17 protein-coding genes are annotated in these 18,881 nt (G+C 65.4%); 9 read left to right on the top strand and 8 right to left on the bottom strand.

The features are described from left to right. Positions 1 to 145 precede the first annotated feature (145 nt). Complete coding sequence (locus tag JJE66_RS31740) at positions 146 to 1,738, top strand: nucleotidyltransferase family protein (RefSeq protein ID WP_200519268.1); 1,593 nt, start codon at positions 146 to 148, stop codon at positions 1,736 to 1,738. On the opposite strand, the gene JJE66_RS31745 is transcribed toward JJE66_RS31740, so the two are convergent. The 5 genes from JJE66_RS31745 to JJE66_RS31765 form a co-directional block, all read right to left on the bottom strand. Next, positions 1,713 to 2,393 carry a glycosyltransferase family A protein gene (locus JJE66_RS31745; RefSeq protein ID WP_200519270.1) on the bottom strand — a complete coding sequence of 227 codons (681 nt, stop codon included), beginning with the start codon at positions 2,391 to 2,393 and terminating at the stop codon, positions 1,713 to 1,715. The two genes, JJE66_RS31740 and JJE66_RS31745, sit on opposite strands and share 26 nt — an antisense overlap. Before the next feature lie 6 nt (positions 2,394 to 2,399). Next, positions 2,400 to 3,392 (bottom strand): hypothetical protein, encoded by a 993-nt coding sequence (locus JJE66_RS31750; RefSeq protein WP_200519272.1) that lies wholly within the window; start codon positions 3,390 to 3,392, stop codon positions 2,400 to 2,402. Beyond that, positions 3,393 to 3,827 (bottom strand): PqqD family protein, encoded by a 435-nt coding sequence (locus JJE66_RS31755; protein WP_200519274.1) that lies wholly within the window; start codon positions 3,825 to 3,827, stop codon positions 3,393 to 3,395. 105 nt (positions 3,828 to 3,932) lie between these two features. After that, entirely contained in the window at positions 3,933 to 4,178 is a 246-nt protein-coding gene (locus JJE66_RS31760) for an Lrp/AsnC ligand binding domain-containing protein (RefSeq protein WP_045008738.1), read from the bottom strand. 116 nt (positions 4,179 to 4,294) lie between these two features. Then, positions 4,295 to 6,277 carry a PAS domain-containing sensor histidine kinase gene (locus JJE66_RS31765; RefSeq protein WP_200519276.1) on the bottom strand — a complete coding sequence of 661 codons (1,983 nt, stop codon included), beginning with the start codon at positions 6,275 to 6,277 and terminating at the stop codon, positions 4,295 to 4,297. Between the two features lie 352 nt (positions 6,278 to 6,629). Here JJE66_RS31765 and thiD point away from each other — a divergent pair, with 352 nt between their 5' ends. The 4 genes from thiD to JJE66_RS31785 all read left to right on the top strand — a co-directional run bounded on the left by thiD (position 6,630) and on the right by JJE66_RS31785 (position 10,622). Then, positions 6,630 to 7,430: a bifunctional hydroxymethylpyrimidine kinase/phosphomethylpyrimidine kinase gene (gene thiD, locus JJE66_RS31770; RefSeq protein ID WP_200519277.1), complete on the top strand. Its 801-nt coding sequence runs from the start codon at positions 6,630 to 6,632 to the stop codon at positions 7,428 to 7,430. 218 nt (positions 7,431 to 7,648) lie between these two features. Continuing rightward, positions 7,649 to 8,461: a UDP-2,3-diacylglucosamine diphosphatase gene (locus tag JJE66_RS31775; protein WP_200519279.1), complete on the top strand. Its 813-nt coding sequence runs from the start codon at positions 7,649 to 7,651 to the stop codon at positions 8,459 to 8,461. A 13-nt stretch (positions 8,462 to 8,474) separates the two neighbouring features. Continuing rightward, positions 8,475 to 9,518, top strand: a complete 1,044-nt coding sequence (locus JJE66_RS31780; RefSeq protein ID WP_200519281.1) for a glycosyltransferase family 1 protein — start codon at positions 8,475 to 8,477, stop codon at positions 9,516 to 9,518. Positions 9,519 to 9,638: 120 nt separating this feature from the next. Continuing rightward, positions 9,639 to 10,622 carry a threonine/serine dehydratase gene (locus JJE66_RS31785; protein ID WP_200519284.1) on the top strand — a complete coding sequence of 328 codons (984 nt, stop codon included), beginning with the start codon at positions 9,639 to 9,641 and terminating at the stop codon, positions 10,620 to 10,622. Between the two features lie 245 nt (positions 10,623 to 10,867). Here the strand turns inward: JJE66_RS31785 and JJE66_RS31790 are convergent, their stop codons facing one another. Beyond that, positions 10,868 to 12,583, bottom strand: a complete 1,716-nt coding sequence (locus JJE66_RS31790) for a caspase family protein (RefSeq protein WP_200519287.1) — start codon at positions 12,581 to 12,583, stop codon at positions 10,868 to 10,870. A 143-nt stretch (positions 12,584 to 12,726) separates the two neighbouring features. On the opposite strand from JJE66_RS31790, the gene JJE66_RS31795 reads away from it, so the two are divergent. Next, positions 12,727 to 13,170, top strand: coding sequence for an RbsD/FucU family protein (locus JJE66_RS31795; RefSeq protein WP_200519289.1), 444 nt, complete (start codon positions 12,727 to 12,729; stop codon positions 13,168 to 13,170). 105 nt (positions 13,171 to 13,275) lie between these two features. Here the strand turns inward: JJE66_RS31795 and JJE66_RS31800 are convergent, their stop codons facing one another. Beyond that, positions 13,276 to 14,601 (bottom strand): hypothetical protein, encoded by a 1,326-nt coding sequence (locus tag JJE66_RS31800; RefSeq protein ID WP_200519291.1) that lies wholly within the window; start codon positions 14,599 to 14,601, stop codon positions 13,276 to 13,278. 75 nt (positions 14,602 to 14,676) lie between these two features. Here JJE66_RS31800 and JJE66_RS31805 point away from each other — a divergent pair, with 75 nt between their 5' ends. After that, the gene (locus JJE66_RS31805; RefSeq protein WP_200519293.1) at positions 14,677 to 15,873 is read left to right on the top strand and encodes an MFS transporter; all 1,197 of its coding nucleotides are present in this window, start codon (positions 14,677 to 14,679) and stop codon (positions 15,871 to 15,873) included. Here the strand turns inward: JJE66_RS31805 and dgcA are convergent. After that, positions 15,843 to 16,838 carry an N-acetyl-D-Glu racemase DgcA gene (gene dgcA / locus JJE66_RS31810; protein WP_200519295.1) on the bottom strand — a complete coding sequence of 332 codons (996 nt, stop codon included), beginning with the start codon at positions 16,836 to 16,838 and terminating at the stop codon, positions 15,843 to 15,845. The genes JJE66_RS31805 and dgcA overlap by 31 nt on opposite strands. A 134-nt stretch (positions 16,839 to 16,972) precedes the next feature. Between dgcA and JJE66_RS31815 the strand changes: the two genes are divergently transcribed. Next, entirely contained in the window at positions 16,973 to 18,106 is a 1,134-nt protein-coding gene (locus JJE66_RS31815) for an ABC transporter permease (RefSeq protein ID WP_200519297.1), read from the top strand. A gap of 2 nt (positions 18,107 to 18,108) precedes the next feature. Then, positions 18,109 to 18,879 (top strand): ABC transporter ATP-binding protein, encoded by a 771-nt coding sequence (locus JJE66_RS31820; RefSeq protein ID WP_200519299.1) that lies wholly within the window; start codon positions 18,109 to 18,111, stop codon positions 18,877 to 18,879. Positions 18,880 to 18,881 lie beyond the last annotated feature (2 nt).

Below are 18,881 nucleotides of genomic sequence, written 5' to 3' on the forward strand. Positions count from 1 at the left end.
CGCCCGCATCCTTGGCTGCCGGTTGAGAATTGGAATTGCGTTGTCATGGGGCGTCGAATCTTTGCGCGGTTGCGTTTGATCGTTTCGACGCGTGACTTTGCCGGGCCGGGCGAAGCGGGCCTCGCGATTCAACCGTTCGGTTGAGATGACGTCAAAACTCCCGAATGCGCTGAAGCCGCGCTATGTCACACTTTTCAGGGCCGCCCTCGGGCAGGGCCAGAGCGCGATCGATGCCTATCAGGCCTGGCGCGCCTCCGAGCCGCTCGATGCGGCCGACGAGGTCGTCTACCGCACCATGCCGCTGCTCGTGGCGACCGCCGACATGGCGGGAATCGTCGATGCCGACACAAGGCGGATGCGCGGGGTCGTCAAGCATGTCTGGCTGTCGAATGCGACGCGGGTCCGCGATGTCGTTGCGGCCTCCGCGGCGCTCAAGGCGGCCGGCATCGCCGCGCTGCTGATCAAGGGCGGCGCGCTGTTCGCGCGCGACGAGAGCTACATGGCGAAGCGCATGACGGGAGACTACGATCTCCTGGTCCGGCGCGCTGATGCCCCGCGCGCGCTCGAGGTGCTGCGGCAGGCCGATTTCCGCAGCCACGGCATGCGGGTCGAGCTGTTCTCCGAATCCGATTTCGATCGCGGCATCCATGCGGTGGCGATGTCGCGGGCCGGCCTTGCCCGCGCCATCGATCTGCACTGGCGGGCGCTGTTCTGGCTCGACGACGAAAGTTTCACTGAGGAGTTGTTCAAGACCGCGGAGACCGGGACGCTGCTGACCCATGAGGTGCTGATCCCGGGGCTTGCCGAGCATCTGGCGATCGCGGCGATGCGGCCGGAGCCGTCCGATCAGAACGAGATGGTGTCGCGCGCGCTGGAAGTCGTCCATGTGCTTGAAAGTCGCGGCGGCGCGAAGGTCGATTGGGATCGTTTCCGCGCGATCGTGACCCGTTACAATGGCAGCCTGTTTGCGGCGCAATTGCTCGACGTCGTCGCGCGCGAGATGCCGGCGCTCGTGCCGGATGGTCTGGTGGATCAGCTTTGGGATTACTGCCCGCCCGGTAAGTCGATCGAGATCGCCATCCGCGCGGTGCCGCGTGCGCAGCGCACGCAATGGCAGCAATTTGGCGTCGCCTTTCTCGCAGCACTTCGTGCGCGCTTTCGGGCGCCGTTCGGGGGGCGGGATTGGCCAAAGCTGCCGGGAGCGGCGATGGCGGCGTTCGATGCCAGCATCGTGCATTTTCCGCATCTGAGAGACGCAATCCTGAAGCGGATCTGGCAACAGGCTGCGCGCGCAACGCGTTCGTTGCGGGGGACGGGCGTCTGGTTCGGGCAGGGATTTTCCATTCCGGAGGACGAGGGGCGATGGACCGAACGTCAGTTCGCGATCCTCGAAGTCGAGGTCGACGACCAGAGGCGCGGTCCCGTCGCCGTGGAACTCGCGGTGGTGCCGTTCCTGCCACCGGGCACGGACAAGTTTCGCCTCGTCGCCTATGCCGGCATCGGATCGGTGTCGCAGATGGCGGCAGGGCGCACCGACGCGATGCCGTTCAAGATCGCGCTGAGCGCGAAAATCGTCGGCACGGCAAAGCGCAAGGTCGTCATTGCGCTGCGGATGCTCGATTGCCAGAGGCCAACGGATATCGGCCATTCGATCGATCCCCGACTGCTCGGGCTGTTCGTGAAGCAGGTCGTGCTCGACGGCGTGACCGTGTTCACTCCGGCGGCCGCCGGGCCTTGATGGCCTTGCGCAACGCCAGCAGCGTCTCGCGGTTCTGAGCGTCCGTATTGGTGCGGCCGCCATTGCCGAGATGCAGCCGGCGGCGCACGACGATGTCGTCGACATGCGCGCTTTCAAGGCCGTTCTGCTTGGCGCGGCCGAGCCACGCGATGAAGAAGGTCGCGGGCAGGCTCTGGTCGAACGGTCCGGCCCGGTCGAGCGCTGCGCGCCGGATCAGCATGCACTGCTTCAGCTCGCCCGGCATGATTGCAACGGCCGGCTTGAGGCGCTCGCGCTGCCCATCCGGCACGTCGGGACTGACGAATTGCTCGACCTTGCCGAACACGGCCTCGACGTCGCCTTGGCGTTCGAGCAGCTCCAGCTGCAGTTCGAGCTTGCGCGGCGTCCAGAGATCGTCCGCGTCGCAGAAGCCGATCAGCTCGCCCTGCGCGATCGCGAGCGCCTTCTTGACGGCGACGGCCTGGCCGCTGTTGCCTTGTGTGAGCACGATGATGCGGTCGCCGAATTGGCGGAGAATATTGCGCGTGCCGTCGGTCGAGCCGTCATCGATGACAATGACTTCGTCCGGCGGAATGGTCTGGCCGAGCACGCTCTCGATTGCCTCGGCGATGTAGGTCTCGGCGTTGTAGGCGGCGATGACGACGGAGACACGCATGCCGTCTCAGAGCCGTTGCAGTTGGCGGACGAAAGCTGCGGGAATTTCCGTCGGCGTGGTGCCGGTGTCGGCAAAGAACACCGGCGCGAGGCCTGATATCCGCGCCACTTTGTCCGCAATTTCGTTGGGCCATCCCGGCAGCTCGTAGGCCGTGGTCGGCAGCAGCGCGCGAAATGCGTCGGATTGCTTCGCCGGCGTGAACTCGGGCGATGCAGCGCCGCGCCGGCGCGGAATGAAGAGCGCACGCAAGCGGCCGCCACCAATGCGCTCGCCGAGACCGGCAAGGCTGAGCTCGTGGCGCAGCTCGCCGTTGAAATCCGACATCGGCGTGGTTTCGCCGATGAGGTCGCCAAACGCATCGACCAGGGCAGGGCGCAGCCGTGCCGAGCAGAACAGCGGCTCGATCTCTCCGGTCGCACCGTTAACCGCGACAAAATCGTCGCCCGCGTAGCGCCAGCCGGCCTTGACGCAGGCGAGCGCCGCGGTGGTCTTGCCGCTGTGACCTTCGCCCGCGAGCAGCGTGAAGCCCGCCGCACTCCCGACGGCTGCGCCATGGACGGCGCACCAGGGCGTCTCATGCATCATCGCGTGGATCAGCGAGATCGCCGGCCGGCTGCGGATCCAGGGCGGCGCCTCGCCCTTCGGCAGCCACGCGATGCCGCGCCGCGCCACCAGATCGACCGCGTACAGCACGGGAATGATGGCCGGCTGCCATACCGAATAGATGCCGTCCTCGATCAGGAGCCGCGGCTTTTCGGAGGCTTCCGGCACCAGTGCGGAAAGATCGTGGTGATCGGCGGCGATGAAGCGGAGGTCGAGATCGACGCTGTTTGCCGTGCGCTGGATATAGGCCGGCAGGAACATGCGGGCCAGATCCCGCGAGGCGAAGCTGAGATGCAAGCCGAACGGCCCGCAGCGAGCGTGCGCTTCGATCGGCTCCGGCGTTGTGCCGGCGAAAACACCCGCGATCTCCCGCCTGATGAGGTCGCTAGCTTTCATCTAGTTCTCTTGGGTCTCGCGCAGCGGCCAGCCTTGTTCGCCGGCGTCATGCACGGGATCCATCAGCAACAGCTCCCGCAGATTGTCGAAGCGCTGGAATTCCGGGGCGGTGAACGCGCCCGACAGCACCGGCGTCCAAGTCTCGATGGAGGTCTCACTGCGCGGATCGGGCGTGACGTTCGCAATCAGGCCTTCCGCCAGCATGCTGTCGATGAAGGCTTGCACCTGTTGCGTGATCGACGTCACGTCGCCACCGGTCGCAACAGCCAACGCGCGTCCGATCTCCTCAACCGTTCGGTTGATCTTGAGGCCGAGCCAGATCTGCGCAGCGCTGCCGTCGAGATTGTAATAGACGCCATTCTGATAGTTGGCCAAGACCACTTCACTATCGAATTGCTGGCTGATCAGCAGCGGCACCGTCGTGGTGAGGGCCATGACTTATTGTACCATGACTTGCAGTACTCACTTCCATTCCAATGGCGGGACGCTAGCACAGGCGCCCGGCTGCGCAACCATGCGGCTTGCGCCAATTGCGTCGGGTCAGCTCGCGCCGAACGCCTTAAAGGTGATGATGGTGAGGGTGTCCTGGATGCCGGGCAGCACCTGCACCTTCTCGTTGATGAAGTGGCCGATGTCGGTGTCGTTGTCGACATAGAACTTCACCAGCAAATCGTAATGGCCGGCCGTGGAATAGATTTCGGAGGCGATCTCGGCTTCGGCAAGCGCGTTGGCCACCGTGTAGGACTGGCCGAGCTTGCATTTGATCTGGACGAAAAAAGGAACCATTGCAGTCACTCCGAAAGCACATCTTTGGGGGCTAATAGGCCAAAACCAGCCGGATTTGGCAAGCGGACTTGCCCGGCCGCAGGGATAAGCCGCCGCGCGCAAATACCGCTTTTGCCCTACGAGGTGACCGAAGCAGCTGCGAATGCGTCCCGGAGCCGCTGGGCCAGCTCGGCCTTGCGATAGGGCTTGGTCAGGATGACCGCCTGCGCCTGCGCGCGGCCCTGCTCGACCAGAGCCTCCAGCGCGTAGCCGGAGGTGAACAGGACCGGGAGACCCGGTCGAATCCGCCGGGCCTGATCGGCGAGCTCCCAGCCGCTCATCCCGCCGGGCATGATGATGTCGGTGAACAGCATGTCGATGCCGGGGTCGGCGCGCAGCCGCTGCAAGGCCTCCTTGCCGTTGACGGCGGCGACGACGCGGTAGCCAAGAGATTCCACCCTGAGGATAACCGCAGAGCGCACGAATGGATCGTCTTCCGCGATCAGGATGGTCTCGTGTCCGCGCGGCGCCGCGTCGTCGTTCTCGGGCGCTTCGGGCACGGACTGACCGGCGCCGACACGCGGCAGATAGATCCGGACGGTCGTCCCGAGGCCTTGCTCGCTATAGATCGAGACATGGCCGTCGGATTGTTTTGCAAAGCCATAGACCATGCTCAGTCCGAGCCCCGAGCCCTTGCCGACTTCCTTGGTGGTGAAGAACGGCTCGAAGGCGTGGTCGATGACGTCAGGCGTCATGCCTTCGCCGTCATCGGTGACGGAAATCAGCGTGTAGGCGCCGGACGCAATTTCCGGGTGGAGCGCGCGATAATCGTCATCGATCGCAGCCAATTCCGTGCTGAGCGTCAGGTGGCCTCCGGCCGGCATCGCGTCCTGCGCGTTGAGCGCCAGGTTCAGCACGGCGGATTCGAGCTGGGCGCGGTCCGCAAAGGCCTGGATCGTACCGGGACCGAAGGCGGTCTTGATCTCGATGTTTTCACGCAAGGTGCGCTTGAACAATTTGAGCATGGATCCCAGCAGCTCGCGGCAATCGATCGCTTGCGGCTGGAGCAGTTGGCGGCGGCTGAAGGCCAGGAGTCTCTGCGTCAGCTCCGCGCCGCGTTCCCCGGACTCGCAGATGTCGTCGGCGAATTGCCGCAAATCGGGCCGGCCCTTGAGTTGCTCGCTCAGATGCTCGGCATTGCCGATGATCACGGTCAGGAGATTGTTGAAGTCGTGGGCGATGCCGCCGGAGAGCTGGCCGACCGTCTCCATCTTCTGCGCCTGCTGGAGCTGCTGCTCGGTCAGTTTGCGCGCGGTCAAATCGTGGACGATGCCGACGAAGATCAGCTCGCCGTCCTGCGTTGCCTGGCCGACTGACAGGTCCATCGGAAAGGTCGATCCGTCCTTGCGCAGGCCGGTCGTCTCGCCGCCGGTCGTGAAATCCGGTGCCTGGCTGTCGGGCACGGCGCCGGCTTCGCCGGGTATCAGCACCCTGACGTTCCGATTCATCACCTCTCTTGCCTTGTAGCCGAACAACCGCTCGCAGGCCGGATTGAACAGTAGGATGCGGTTCTGCGCATCGAACAGGATGACGCCGTCGACCGCGGTCTCGACGACCGCCGTCAGCCGCGTCATGCTCTCGCGCATCGCGCGCTGGGCGTCCCCGACTTGCCGTAGCAACAGCGTCGCGTCCCGCGTCTTGATCTCCTCCTCCTCGAGCGCGGCCTGGACCTTTTGAAGCTCGAACGCGGAGGGGATCGTCAGAATTTTCGGCAGGAGCGGCCAGAGCGCGGCCGCGGTGAAGATCGATGCGATGGCGGTCGCAGCCTTGACCAGGCCCTCGATGCCGTAGATCGGCACCCAGAGCGTGTAGATCGACAGCACATGCGTCAGGCCGCAGGCCATGATGAAGATCGCGAACGCCCAGTAGACCCAGCCGAATTGGAGGTCGCGCCGCTTGATGACGAGAATGGTGAGCGCGAACGGGATCGAGAAATACGCCGTCGCGATGCAGGCGTCGGAGACGACGTGGAGCCAGATCAGCTCGGGCTCCCACAGCAGGCAGATGCCGTGCGGCGAGAACATCGAGGAGTCGAGGATACGTTCGAAATAGGCCCACATGCTATCTTCCCGAGAGGATTGCGCGCCGAGGCCGGCCCGCAACTTGGCGTTGCTGGACGAATCAACCCAACGTTTCGCCCATCTGGATGGGCGCGCCAAGACCGGGTGATGCCCAGGTCATAATTTTTGCTGGATGTGCACGCTCGCGGGACGACACGGCGAGGTGGGACCCGCATCGCCTGATTCGTCGCTGGGCGATCCGTGGGGCCGCCGACCTGCGCCGCCGACCTGGCCACAGTGGCGGGTCCGACTTGCGGGTGCCGGCTTGCTGGTGGCTTGGGGGCGCGCTAGGACAGGCCATGTTAGGACAGACGACGATGGCCATGTTCTCTTCGAGCAAGCTTATCCCGCGATGACGACGCCCGCAGCGCTCACCATCGCAGGCTCCGATTCGAGCGGCGGTGCCGGCATTCAGGCCGATTTGAAGACCTTTGCTGCGCTCGGGGTCTACGGCGCTTCCGCCATCACGGCGCTGACCGCGCAGAACACGAAGGGCGTCACCGGCATTCACGCGGTGCCCGCAGACTTCGTTACCGCGCAGATCGATGCGGTGTTCTCCGATCTCGACGTCGGCGCGGTGAAGATCGGCATGGTGGCGCAGGCCGCAGGCATCGATGCGATCGCTGCTGCGCTGTCGCGCTGGAAGCCCCGCCATATCGTGCTCGATCCCGTGATGGTCGCAACATCCGGCGATCGGTTGCTGGCCGCGGAGGCCGTTGAGGCCCTGCGCACGAAGCTGATGCGGCTCGCCTCGGTGATCACGCCCAATCTGCCGGAGGCGGCCGCGCTCCTCGATGAGCCGATCGCGGCAAGCGAGGCGGAGATCGAGAGCCAGGGACGCCGCCTTCTGGCGCTCGGCTGTCGCGCGGTCCTGATCAAGGGCGGCCACGGCGAGGGCGCAGAAAGCATCGACTATCTCGTCAGCGCCGGCAACACGATCGCACTCGCCGCGTCGCGCGTCGCCACCCGCAACACCCACGGCACCGGCTGCTCGCTGTCATCGGCTATCGCGGCGGGCCTCGCCAAGGGCGAGGATCTCGAAACGGCCGTGCGCAACGCCAAGAGCTGGATCAGCGCGGCGATCGCTTCTGCCGACCGCTTCAGCGTCGGTCACGGCCACGGGCCGATCCATCATTTCCACAAGTTTTACTGACGCCGTCTTCGCGCGGCGGCACGGCTCCCGGCCGTTAGCCAAAGGGTCGGTCCGGTTCCGGACTTTTGCGGGGACCCCTGGCCGTTTCATGTCGCCTGATTGTCGCATGCGACTGATATTCGCGGGAAGGGCGAGGCAAGGTTTGATTCGTATCTGAGGGTGCCTCAAAGGTTCAATCGGTCATCCCCCTGTCACGGGACATTGTTACAGGCTGTCGCATGGGAAGTTACGATGTGAGTGACGAAAGCCCGGAGCGGCGCTTTCGCACGTTGTTCATCTCCGACGTTCATCTCGGAGCCCGCGGCTCGCAAGCCGACCTTTTGCTGGATTTCCTGCGCTACCACGATGCCGACACCATCTATCTCGTCGGCGACATCGTTGATGGCTGGGCGCTGAAATCGAGCTGGCACTGGCCACAATCGCACAACGATCTCGTGCAGAAGCTGCTGCGCAAGGCGCGCAAGGGCGCCAAGATCGTCTACATCCCCGGCAATCACGACGAGTTCCTGCGCAACTATTACGGAACGCATTTCGGCGGCATCGATGTGGTCGAAAACACCGTCCACACCGGCGTTGACGGCAAGCGCTATCTCGTCATCCACGGCGACATCTTCGACCTCGTGGTGCAGAACGCGCGCTGGCTCGCCCATCTCGGCGACAAGGCCTACGACTTCGCGATCCAGATGAATCGCTTCGTCAACTTCTTCCGCCGCATGTTCAAAGTGCCGTATTGGTCGCTGTCGCAATGGGCCAAGCAGAAGGTCAAGAACGCGGTGAACTATATCGGTGCGTTCGAGCAGGCGCTCGCCGCCGAGGCGCGGCGCCATGACGCCGACGGCGTGATCTGCGGCCACATCCACTACGCCGTGATCCGCGACGAGAACGGCATCCGCTACATGAATTGCGGCGACTGGGTGGAGAGCTGCACCGCGCTGGTCGAGCACGATGACGGGCGTTTCGAGATCATCACCTGGGCGGATCATTTGCAGAAGCCGGCGGAAGTCCCGCAGGTGGCAGCCAGGGCTGCATGACAGAGGCAGCTTGATGCGCATTCTGGTCGCGACCGACGCCTGGCACCCGCAAGTCAACGGTGTGGTTCGGACGCTGACCAAGCTCGCTGATGCCGCCGCGACGTTTGGCGTCGAGTTCACGTTCCTGACGCCGCAATCGTTCCGCACTTTCGCGATGCCGAGCTATCGCGACGTGCGGCTGGCGATGCCGCGCCCGGCGCGAATCGCGAAGCTGATCGAGGAGGCGCGTCCCGACAGCATCCATATCGCGACGGAAGGGCCGATCGGCCTGATGGTCCGCCGCTACTGCCGGCAACGCAAGCTGCCGTTCACGACCAGCTTCCACACCCGCTTTCCCGAATATGTCCGCGCCCGTGTGCCGGTTCCGGGCTCCCTGATCTGGCGGGCGCTGCGCCGCTTCCACAGCCCCAGCCGGGCCGTCATGGCGGCCACGCCGGCGCTGGCCCAGGAGCTCGGCGAGCGCGGCTTTGCCAACGTCGTGCTGTGGCCGCGCGGCGTCGACACCCATCTGTTCCACCCGCGCGCCATCGACCTCTGCCTGCCGGCCCCGGTGTTTCTCTCGGTCGGCCGTGTGGCGGTGGAGAAGAATCTCGAGGCCTTCCTCGACCTCGATTTGCCCGGCACCAAGGTGATCGTCGGCGACGGGCCGGCGCGCATCGCGCTGGAAGAGGCCTATCCCGACGCGATTTTCCTGGGTGAGAAGCACGGCGAGGAACTGGCCGACATCTATGCGGCGGCGGACGTCTTCGTGTTTCCGAGCAAGACCGACACGTTCGGCCTGGTCCTGCTCGAGGCGCTGGCGAGCGGCCTGCCGGTCGCGGCCTTCCCGGTGAAGGGGCCCCGCGACGTCATCGGCGATGCGCCGGTCGGCGCGCTGGACCATGACCTTCGCAATGCCTGTTTCGCGGCGCTGGACATTTCGCGGCCAGCCTGCGTCGAATTTGCCTCCAATTACACCTGGGAGGCCTCGGCCAGGGCTTTTGTGGACAGCATCCGCGCGGTCGGTGCGGTGCTGCCCGGCCGGGACGGCGCGGATCAGCCACGCTTCGTCGCCTAGATTCTTGTTCTGACGCGGTTTTCTTGACGCGAACCGGCATCCACTTCGCTCGAAACCGCTTTGCAAATCCTCGCGCGGAGGTGTCTTGCCCGCGCCTCGTCCGGCGCGATAACATCTGACATGACCGAACAGCCCCTTCCGATCGGCCCCGCCGATATCGATGCCGCAGCGCGCGTGCTCGCGCCCTTCGCCGTCCGCACCCCACTGTTGTCCTTTCCGGTGCTCAACGAGCGCGTCGGCGCAAAGGTCTTTTTGAAGCCGGAGATGCTCCAGCGCACCGGCTCCTTCAAGTTCCGCGGCGCCTTCAACAAGGTCGCCTCGATCCCGCAGGACAAGCGCTCTGGCGGCGTCGTCGCGTTCTCCTCCGGCAACCACGCCCAGGGCGTCGCGGCCGCGGCAAAAATCCTCGACATGCACGCGACCATCGTGATGCCGGCGGACGCGCCGCTGTCGAAGCGCGAGCGCACCAAATCCTACGGCGCCGAGGTCGTGCTCTACGACCGCTACAACGACGACCGCGAGGCGATCTCGCGCGGCATCGCCGAGAAGCGCGGCGCGACGCTGGTCAGGCCCTATGACGATCCCTTCGTGATCGCCGGCCAAGGCACCGCCGGCCGCGAGATTGCGGACGATATGGCGGGCCTCGGCCTCTCGCCCGACATCGTGGTGGCGCCGGCCTCCGGCGGCGGCCTGATCGCGGGCGTCGCGACCGCGGTGAAGGCGCGCTATCCGCTGGCCCAGATCGTGGTGGCCGAGCCCGAGGCGTTCGACGATCACGGCCTGTCGCTGACCGCAGGCCATCGCGAGCCGCATGCGCCTGCCGGCCGCACCATCTGCGACGCGCTGATGGCGCTGATCCCCGGCGAGATGACGTTTGCGATCAATAGCAAGCTGCTCGCGCGCGGCGTGACGGCATCGGACAAGGAAGTCGGCGCGGCGGTTTCGTTCGCCTATCACGAGCTGAAGCTGGTGGTCGAGCCCGGCGGCGCGGTGGGTCTCGCCGCGCTGCTCGCGGGCCGTCTCGATGTCACGGGGAAAAACGTGGTCATCGTGCTCTCCGGCGGCAATGTCGATGCGGATCTATTCGCCGAGCTGGTGGCCTGAACTTCTGACATGAAGAACGGGCAGAGCGTCGCCGCTCTGCCCCTTTGCTATGTTTGTTGCGTTCGTACTTGCCGCTTGCACGGTGCAACCTCTCCCGCTGGCGGGGAAGGTCGGCGCGAAGCGCCGGGTGGGGGCTCTCTCGACACAGGGACGTTCTCGGTCGACCGCTACTGTCCCATTGCGGAGACACCCTCACCCCAGCCCTCTCCCGCAAGCGGGAGAGGGAGCACACCACCTTCGTGGCATCAGTGCATGAAGCTGCGGTGGTTGTTGCCGCCGCTAGACTGGTTCATCGACTGACGGACATTGTTGCCGCCGCCATTGCCCACCGTATTGAATTGCGGCCGGTTGTTCTGGACCTGCACTTTGTTCACCGGGTTGTTGTTAAGCTTCACGCCATTGTTGATGCGGAGCGGCTGGTCCTGGGTCTGAACATTCGTCGCCTTCACGTCGGTGGTCTTCACATCGACGGTCGAGCCCTTGCCGATGGTCACGGGCATGCTCACGATCTTGCCCGGGGCGCCGTTAACCGCACCGGCGTTGTTGTTGCCGGTGTTCCGATTGGTGTTGGTCACCGGCAGCGTCACGATCTTGCCGATGCCGCCATTGGTCGTCGTCGTGTTGGTCGGCGCGGGCAGGGTGACGACCTTGCCGATCCCGTTACTGTCGACCGGCTTCTGCATGACCGGCAGGTTCGCGTTCATCTGCGATCCGCCATGACCCTGCTGGATCAGCGGCACGTATTTGGGCTGGCCGAGATTGCCGATCTTGAGCGTCGGAGCGACGTTCTGCGGGGCCAAAAACTTCGTCGCCTGCATCAAGGGGATCGGCTTCGGCTGCGCTTCGAGCTTCAGCGCCATTTGCGCATAGGGACTGTTGCCGTAGTTCTTGTAGAAGGCGTGGTAGCCGATCGGCGAGTTCGCCAGCACCGCCTGGTGCCAGGCCTGCGTGAGCAGAAGGTTCGACAGCAGCCAGCGAATGTGGTCGCACAGCGGGTCGTGTGGATACATCTCGATGAATTCCTGATAGTACTCGGGTCGGCCTTCCGACAGCACATAGTCATAGGCCTGACGGGTCGAGCGGCTCGGCAGGTTAGACGCCATCTGCACCACCGGCGCATTCACCGGCGCGCGATTTGCGGCGACGGCCGTATCGCCGAAGAAGGTGAAATCCGACGTCAGCGACGAGCTCTCCCACGGAATCTGCGCCCCGCTGGTGGTCTGGTTCACTTCGAGCCGCACGCGCTTGAACAGCTGCTCGATCGGAACGTTGGGTTGGCGCGCGACGTTCAGGAAGGCCTGGGTGTAGGGGCTGTGGCCGCCAGAACCGTCGAGCGCTTCGGCGCCGGGCGCGGTCGAGTAACCGACGATCGAGCCGTTCGGCGCGTCGACGATAGCGAGGCCACGGCCGGCGTCGTTCACGTTGGGGAACGGATTATTGCGGCAGGCGTCGAGGATGACGATGCGCATGCGACTCGGGATCGTCTCCAGCGTCGACATCACGTCGACCAGACGGACCGAGTCGTTGACGAGCTCGCTCTGGCTCGTCACCTTCGCGTCGACCGGGACGAGGTAGTTCTCGCCGGCGAGCTGCACGCCGTGACCGGCGTAATAGACCATCGCCACCGTGTTCGGCCCTCGCGCGGAAACCTTGGCCGAGAAATCCTGCACCACGCGCAGCATGTCATTCTGGCCGAGGTCGGTCGCCGAGATCACCTCGAAACCGGCCGAGTTGAGGAATTGCGCCATCGACTGCGCATCGTTGTCGGGGTTCGCGAGCTGCGGCGCGTTCTGGTAGTTCGAATTGCCGATCACCAGCGCCACACGCTGCTCCGGGCCTTGCAGCGCGGCAGGCGCAGCCGGTTCGACAGGGGCGACTTGCGCGGAAACGGGGCCGCAGGCGAAGCTGAACAGGCTTCCCAGCAGGCCGGTGATCATCAGGACGGATTTCAGGCGGAACATGGCGTGCACCCTCGGGGCTGATCTCGATGCGAGATTGGTTGCGAGGAAACTAGATCGCGTTCGAGCCGGGGGTCCGTGATCGCGATCACCATGGTAGGCTGCGTGATCTGAATCACGCTGGAACCTCGGCGGAGCGCCACCACATGCTGAAATCGATCGATCCGATCCTGACACCCGATCTGCTCTGGCTATTGGCCTCGATGGGCCATGGCGACGACCTCGTGGTCGTCGACGCCAATCATCCAGCCACCCACATCGCGCGGACGACCTCGTCGCAGCGCCTGATCCAGCTGCCCGGCATGCGCATGGAGACCGCGGTGCGCGCCATCATGACACTCTATCCGCTCGACGATTTCGATCCCGATCCGGTGCGCGTGATGATGCCGGTCGACGATCCCGACCGCATGCCGGACGTGCAGGGCGCGGTGCTGGCGGAGATCGCGGATTCCGTCGGGCGTCCGGTCGCGCCCGGCAAGCTCTCGCGGCCGGACTTCTATCGTGCGGCGGCCGCGGGCTTCGGTGTCGTGCAGGTCGGAGACAGCAGGGGCTATGGCTGCTTCCTGATCCGCAAGGGCGTGATTAGTTAAGAGGCCTCCGGAGAGATTTTGGAATGCATCGCTGCGCTCGCCATGACGGAGATCAAAACAGCGAGCGCTCATCCAACATCGACGGCGGCGCTGGGAGTGGCCCCCTTACGAGAAGAACGCGATCTTTTCCGCCTGCGTCATGCGGCGGATCGGCGCGAGGGCGTCGTTGGCGGCGGGGTGGGCCTTTTGCAGGATGCCGCTGGCCAGGATGGTGGCGCCAAGCGAGGGTTCGGGCAGGGGGGACGGCATCGGCAGTGTCGCGGTCGGTGCCGCGCCGAATGTTGCCATGGCCGCCATGGCGGGGGCCGGTTGCTCCATCACTTCGGCGGCCGCTTCCGCGATGGCATCGGTGAGGCGCGCGAGCGATTCCATCGCGATTGGGGCTTCAACAACCGGCTCCTCCAAGGGGGGGACGACGTGCGGCTCCGGCTCCACGGCCACCGGCTCGGGAACGCTCGCGGGCATCTCCAGGAGCTCGACGATTGCGTCGAACTCCGGATCGGGCGCGGCCATCTCCATCGCGATCCGCGCGAGCACGGCGTCATCCTCGGCTTCCGCTGCGGCATCGAGCGAGAACTCGTCGGTGATTTCCGCGACGGCTGCGGGATCGGCGAGGCTCTCCTCAGGCGCAGCGAAGCTCTCTTCGACGGCGACGTGGCTTTCGGCGATCTCGGGCGCGATGGCGACGTCCATCGCGTCCTCAGCGACGACGCTTGCTTCAACGGCTGCCTCGGGCTCGCCAGCCGGTGCGATCTCCTGCGCCGTCTCCGTAAAAGCCACGGGTGTCTCGCCTGCCATCGCGGCGGGCGATTGGGCAAGCGGGGCTTCCGCCACGGGCGCCGGCGATTCCTGTGTCGGAGCCGGCCGCATAGCGGCCTGCGGCGCTGCGACGCCGTCAGCGTCGGTCTGCTCGATCCGGTCCTTGAGCAGATCGAAGGCGGCCTTGAGCTCGGCGCGCGGGTCGATGGTCGAAATTTGCGCGCAGGCCGCTTCGATGGAGGCGAGCTGCGAATCAATCAGGTCGCAGATTCGTCCGTCGGCGCCGATCTCGCGCCAGCGCCAGGAGATCTCCTTGATGATGCGCACGCCGCGCGGAATCGCTGCGAGGCTCGCCTCGAGCACGGCCGGGTCGAACGCCTTGCCGGCGGCGCTTTCCGCGTCCTCGACCGCGCGGCGGATCGCGACCAGCGCTTCGGGCAGGCGGTCCTCGACGACGGGTTGTCGCTGTGCCGCAAGGGTTTCTTCGATTTTTGCGACCGCGTCGAGCACCATGCTGGTGTCGGCGTTGCGGTTGCGCTTGGCATATTCGCCAAGGAACCAGCGGCCGCGCGCGGTCTCCATGAAGGCTTCGCGGATCGCGTCGTAATCCTGCTCGTTCGGCTCGGCCGCGCGGGCGGACATCGGCGAGAGGGCGAATGCTTCGTTGGCCATGTCAATCTCGTCGCGCAAATCACCGCGCGTTACTGTAACGATCATCACGATATCGACCGAATCGCAATTGGTTTGATGCCACCCGAATCACAAATCCCCATCGCAGCAACCGTCAAGCGGCGATTCGCCGTGAGTCTCGCGCTGTTCTATTCGGCCGTGTTCGCGGTGTCGGGCACGCATCTGCCGTTCTTTCCGGTCTGGCTCAAGGCGATCGGCATCGATGCGTCTTGGATCGGTCTCATCAACGCGCTGCCGGCGCTGACGCGCTTCACCACGCTGCCGCAGATCACCGCCTTTGCCGAAAAGCGACAGGCGATTCGCATCGCCATGATGATCTCGGTGCTGGCGACCGCAATCGGCTTTGCGGCCGTAGGCCTTCAGCACCAGCCGCTGGCGCTGTTCCTAGTCTACGCGTTCACCTGCATGATGTGGACGCCGACCACGCCCTTGACCGATGCCTATGCGCTGCGTGGTGTCGCGCGTTACGGGCTCGACTACGGGCCATTGCGACTGTGGGGCTCGGCGGCGTTCGCTGCCGGCTCGCTCGCCTGCGGCACTCTCGTCGACCACATCGCCGCGCGCGACCTGATCTGGATCATCGTTGCATGGGCGGTCGTCGCCGTCATGGCCAGTCTGCTGCTGCAGCCGCTCGACGGCGTCAGGCGAAAGACTGCCGAGACGCAGGCCGGCAAGGCCTTGCTGCGCGATGGCGGCTTCTGGGCCGTGATCGCCTCGGCTGCGCTGATCCAGGGCAGCCACGTCGCCTATTACACGTTCTCCGCCATCAACTGGCAGCTCCAGGGACTTGGCGGGCTGACTATCGCGGGATTGTGGACGCTGGGCGTGATTGCCGAGATTATTGTGTTCGCGCTGTCGCCGCGCTTCTCGCTGCATCCATCGTCGCTGATGGCGATCGGCGGGCTGAGCGCGGTGCTGCGCTGGATCATCACGGCGCAGGAGCCGCCGCTGGTGCTGCTCGCGATCGCGCAGCTCGGCCACGGCCTCACCTTTGGCATGACCGTCGTCGGCACCATGAGTCTCTTGGTGCAGCGCGTGCCGCCGCATCAGATCGCGCGGGGGCAGGGCTACTATGCCGCGTGCAGTGGCTTATTAGGCGCGACGACATCGATCGCCTCAGGCGCGATCTACGCCCGCATCGGCGACGACCTCTATTACGTCATGGCGGCGATGGCCGCGGCCGGTGCGATTGTGATCTGGTCGGCACGGCACCGGCTCAAGGCTCATCCCCACAGCGACGAGTCGGGCGGATAGACCAGGCTGCCGTCATAGCGCAGGGCGTGATCGCGATCGCGCGCCAGCAGCAAGGGGCCGTCGAGATCGACGAAGCGCGCCTGCGGTGTCACCAGCATGGCGGGCGCCATCGACAGCGAGGTCGCGACCATGCAGCCGATCATGATCTCGAAGCCGAGCGCCTGCGCGGCATCGGCCATGGCGAGGGCCTCGGTGAGACCGCCGGTCTTGTCGAGCTTGATGTTTACGGCGTCGTAGCGCGCGCGGAGCGGCGCCAGCGAGCCACGGTCATGCACGCTCTCGTCGGCGCAGACCGCGAGCGGCCGCTTGATCCGCGCCAGCGCGTCGTCCTTGCCGGCCGGCAGCGGCTGCTCGACCAGGGTGACGCCGACCGCATCGCAAGCGGCGAGATTGTATTCCAGATTGGCGTCGGTCCAAGCCTCGTTGGCATCGACGATCAGCTCGGATTCGGGCGCCGCCTTACGCACCGCCGCGATCCGCTCCGGGTCGCCGTCGCCGCCGAGCTTGATCTTGAGCAGCGGCCGGTGCGCCGCCTTGGCGGTCGCCGCCGCCATGGCCTCGGGCGTGCCCAGCGAGATCGTGTAGGCCGTGGTGCGCTCGACGGGCTCCGGGCAGTCGAGCAGCTTCCAGGCTCGCAGGCCGGCCGCCTTGGCCTCGAGGTCGATCAGGGCGCAATCCAGCGCATTGCGGGCAGCTCCCGACGGCATGGCGGCCTGGAGGGCCTGCCGCGTCAGCCCGCCCGCCACGGCCGCCCGCATGGCCTGGATCGCGGCCAGCGTCGCCTCGGGCGTCTCGCCATAGCGGGGGTAGGGCACGCATTCGCCGCGGCCGGTCAGGCCGTTCTGGCTCACTTCGGCCACAACGGTCACGGCTTCCGTCTTGGCGCCGCGGCTGATCGTGAAACTGCCGGCAATGGGAAACCGCTCGATTCGCGCGGAAAGCGCCGGAACTTTGCTGGAAGTCATTTTGAACTCTGGCGAAATCTGAACCTGCTGGTTACCTGTAGCAACTAACATTAACCAGTTGGGGATACCTTTTCTGGGTAAGGGCGCGTGCGCAACGATCTGATTTTCTCCGCCCTGTCACGGGAGCGGACACCTTGAGCGGCGATCCGAAGCTGGAACGGATAGCCAAAGGCAACGCGCTGGCCCTCTGCGCCACCGGAACCTGGACTGCGAGCTTCGCGCCGGTCCTGGAGCGGATGGTGGCCGACGCCGAGAAGCTTGCCGGTGGCCCCCAAAGCATCTTCATCGACGTCTCCGAGGTCGCCAAGCTCGACACCTTTGGGGCCTGGCTGATCGAGCGGCTGCGCCGCAGCCTGACGCAAGGCGCGGTCGAGGCGCAGATCGCGGGACTGTCCGCGAATTATTCGAGCCTCGTCGACGAGGTGCGGCGGGTCAGGGCGACCCCGGTGGTCGACAGCGGCACGATCACCATCACCGGCATGCTGGAGCAGATCGGCCGCGCGGTGGCCGGCGTTGGCGGCACCATTGCCGGCCTGGTCGACATGCTCGGCGCCGTGCTCGCGGCCGGGGGCCGTGTGCTGATCCGCCCCCGCTCACTCCGCCTGACCTCGACCGTGCATCATCTGGAGCAGGTCTGCTGGCGCGCGGTGCCGATCATCGTGCTGATCACCTTCCTGATCGGCTGCATCATCGCGCAGCAGGGCATTTTCCATTTCCGTCGGTTCGGAGCCGACATCTTCGTCGTCGACATGCTCGGCGTGCTGGTCTTGCGCGAGATCGGCGTCCTCCTGGTCGCCATCATGGTCGCGGGCCGGTCGGGCAGCGCCTACACCGCCGAGCTCGGCTCAATGAAGATGCGAGAGGAGATCGACGCGCTGCGCACCATGGGGTTTGACCCGATCGAGGTGCTGGTGCTGCCGCGGATGATCGCCCTGGTGCTGGCGCTGCCGATCCTCGCCTTCCTCGGTGCGATGGCGGCGCTCTATGGCGGCGGGCTCGTCGCGTGGCTCTATGGCGGCGTCGATCCCGAAGCGTTTCTGCTGCGCCTGCGCGATGCCATCTCGATCGATCATTTCATCGTCGGCATCGTCAAGGCGCCGGTGATGGCGGCCGTGATCGGCATCGTCGCCTGCGTCGAGGGCCTTGCCGTGCAGGGCAGCGCGGAATCGCTTGGACAGCATACGACGGCGTCAGTGGTGAAGGGCATCTTCTTCGTCATCGTCATGGACGGCGTGTTCGCCATCTTCTTCGCATCGATCGGAATGTGACGATGGCAGGCGGAGCTCAAGACCCCATCATCCGTGTCCGCGACATCACCGTGCAGTTCGGCGCGACGCGGGTGCTCGACAGTCTCAACCTCGACGTCAAGCGCGGCGAGATCCTCGGCTTCGTCGGCCCATCCGGTGCGGGCAAGTCGGTGCTGACGCGCACCATCATCGGCCTGGTGCCGAAGGTTGCCGGCTCGATCGAGGTGTTCGGCGTCGATCTCGATGCCTCCAACACATCGCAGCGCCGCAACGTCGAGCGGCGCTGGGGCGTGCTGTTCCAGCAGGGCGCGCTGTTCTCCTCGCTCACGGTGCGGCAGAACATCCAGTTTCCGATGCGCGAATATCTGCGGGTCTCGCAGCGGCTGATGGACGAGATCACCATCGCCAAGCTCACGATGGTCGGCCTCAAGCCCGAAGTGGCCGATCGCTTTCCGTCGGAATTGTCCGGCGGCATGATCAAGCGCGTCGCGCTGGCGCGGGCTCTGTCGCTCGATCCGGACCTCGTCTTCCTGGACGAGCCGACCTCCGGTCTCGATCCGATCGGTGCCGGCGATTTCGACGAGCTGGTCAGGACGCTGCAGCGTACTTTGGGGCTGACCGTTTTCATGGTAACCCACGACCTCGACAGCCTTTACACCGCTTGCGATCGCATCGCCGTTTTAGGGGACGGTAAGATCATTGCGGCAGGATCGATCGCCGACATGCAGGCCTCGCAGCATCCTTGGCTGAGGCAGTATTTCCATGGCAAGCGCGCCCGCGCGGTCGTGACTTGAGT

This window comes from Bradyrhizobium diazoefficiens, from assembly GCF_016612535.1.
GTDB lineage: Bacteria > Pseudomonadota > Alphaproteobacteria > Rhizobiales > Xanthobacteraceae > Bradyrhizobium > Bradyrhizobium diazoefficiens_C.

Excerpts from the sequence above, each read along its gene's own strand:
- JJE66_RS31805 (WP_200519293.1), top strand. The coding sequence starts at position 14,677 with ATGCCACCCGAATCACAAATCCCCATCGCAGCAACCGTCAAGCGGCGA.
- JJE66_RS31785 (WP_200519284.1), top strand. The coding sequence starts at position 9,639 with ATGACCGAACAGCCCCTTCCGATCGGCCCCGCCGATATCGATGCCGCA.
- JJE66_RS31755 (WP_200519274.1), bottom strand. The coding sequence starts at position 3,827 with ATGGCCCTCACCACGACGGTGCCGCTGCTGATCAGCCAGCAATTCGAT.
- JJE66_RS31745 (WP_200519270.1), bottom strand. The coding sequence starts at position 2,393 with ATGCGTGTCTCCGTCGTCATCGCCGCCTACAACGCCGAGACCTACATC.
- JJE66_RS31765 (WP_200519276.1), bottom strand. The coding sequence starts at position 6,277 with ATGTGGGCCTATTTCGAACGTATCCTCGACTCCTCGATGTTCTCGCCG.
- JJE66_RS31800 (WP_200519291.1), bottom strand. The coding sequence starts at position 14,601 with ATGGCCAACGAAGCATTCGCCCTCTCGCCGATGTCCGCCCGCGCGGCC.
- JJE66_RS31790 (WP_200519287.1), bottom strand. The coding sequence starts at position 12,583 with ATGTTCCGCCTGAAATCCGTCCTGATGATCACCGGCCTGCTGGGAAGC.
- JJE66_RS31795 (WP_200519289.1), top strand. The coding sequence starts at position 12,727 with ATGCTGAAATCGATCGATCCGATCCTGACACCCGATCTGCTCTGGCTA.
- thiD (WP_200519277.1), top strand. The coding sequence starts at position 6,630 with ATGACGACGCCCGCAGCGCTCACCATCGCAGGCTCCGATTCGAGCGGC.
- dgcA (WP_200519295.1), bottom strand. The coding sequence starts at position 16,838 with ATGACTTCCAGCAAAGTTCCGGCGCTTTCCGCGCGAATCGAGCGGTTT.
- JJE66_RS31780 (WP_200519281.1), top strand. The coding sequence starts at position 8,475 with ATGCGCATTCTGGTCGCGACCGACGCCTGGCACCCGCAAGTCAACGGT.
- JJE66_RS31740 (WP_200519268.1), top strand. The coding sequence starts at position 146 with ATGACGTCAAAACTCCCGAATGCGCTGAAGCCGCGCTATGTCACACTT.
- JJE66_RS31775 (WP_200519279.1), top strand. The coding sequence starts at position 7,649 with ATGGGAAGTTACGATGTGAGTGACGAAAGCCCGGAGCGGCGCTTTCGC.
- JJE66_RS31820 (WP_200519299.1), top strand. The coding sequence starts at position 18,109 with ATGGCAGGCGGAGCTCAAGACCCCATCATCCGTGTCCGCGACATCACC.
- JJE66_RS31760 (WP_045008738.1), bottom strand. The coding sequence starts at position 4,178 with ATGGTTCCTTTTTTCGTCCAGATCAAATGCAAGCTCGGCCAGTCCTAC.
- JJE66_RS31750 (WP_200519272.1), bottom strand. The coding sequence starts at position 3,392 with ATGAAAGCTAGCGACCTCATCAGGCGGGAGATCGCGGGTGTTTTCGCC.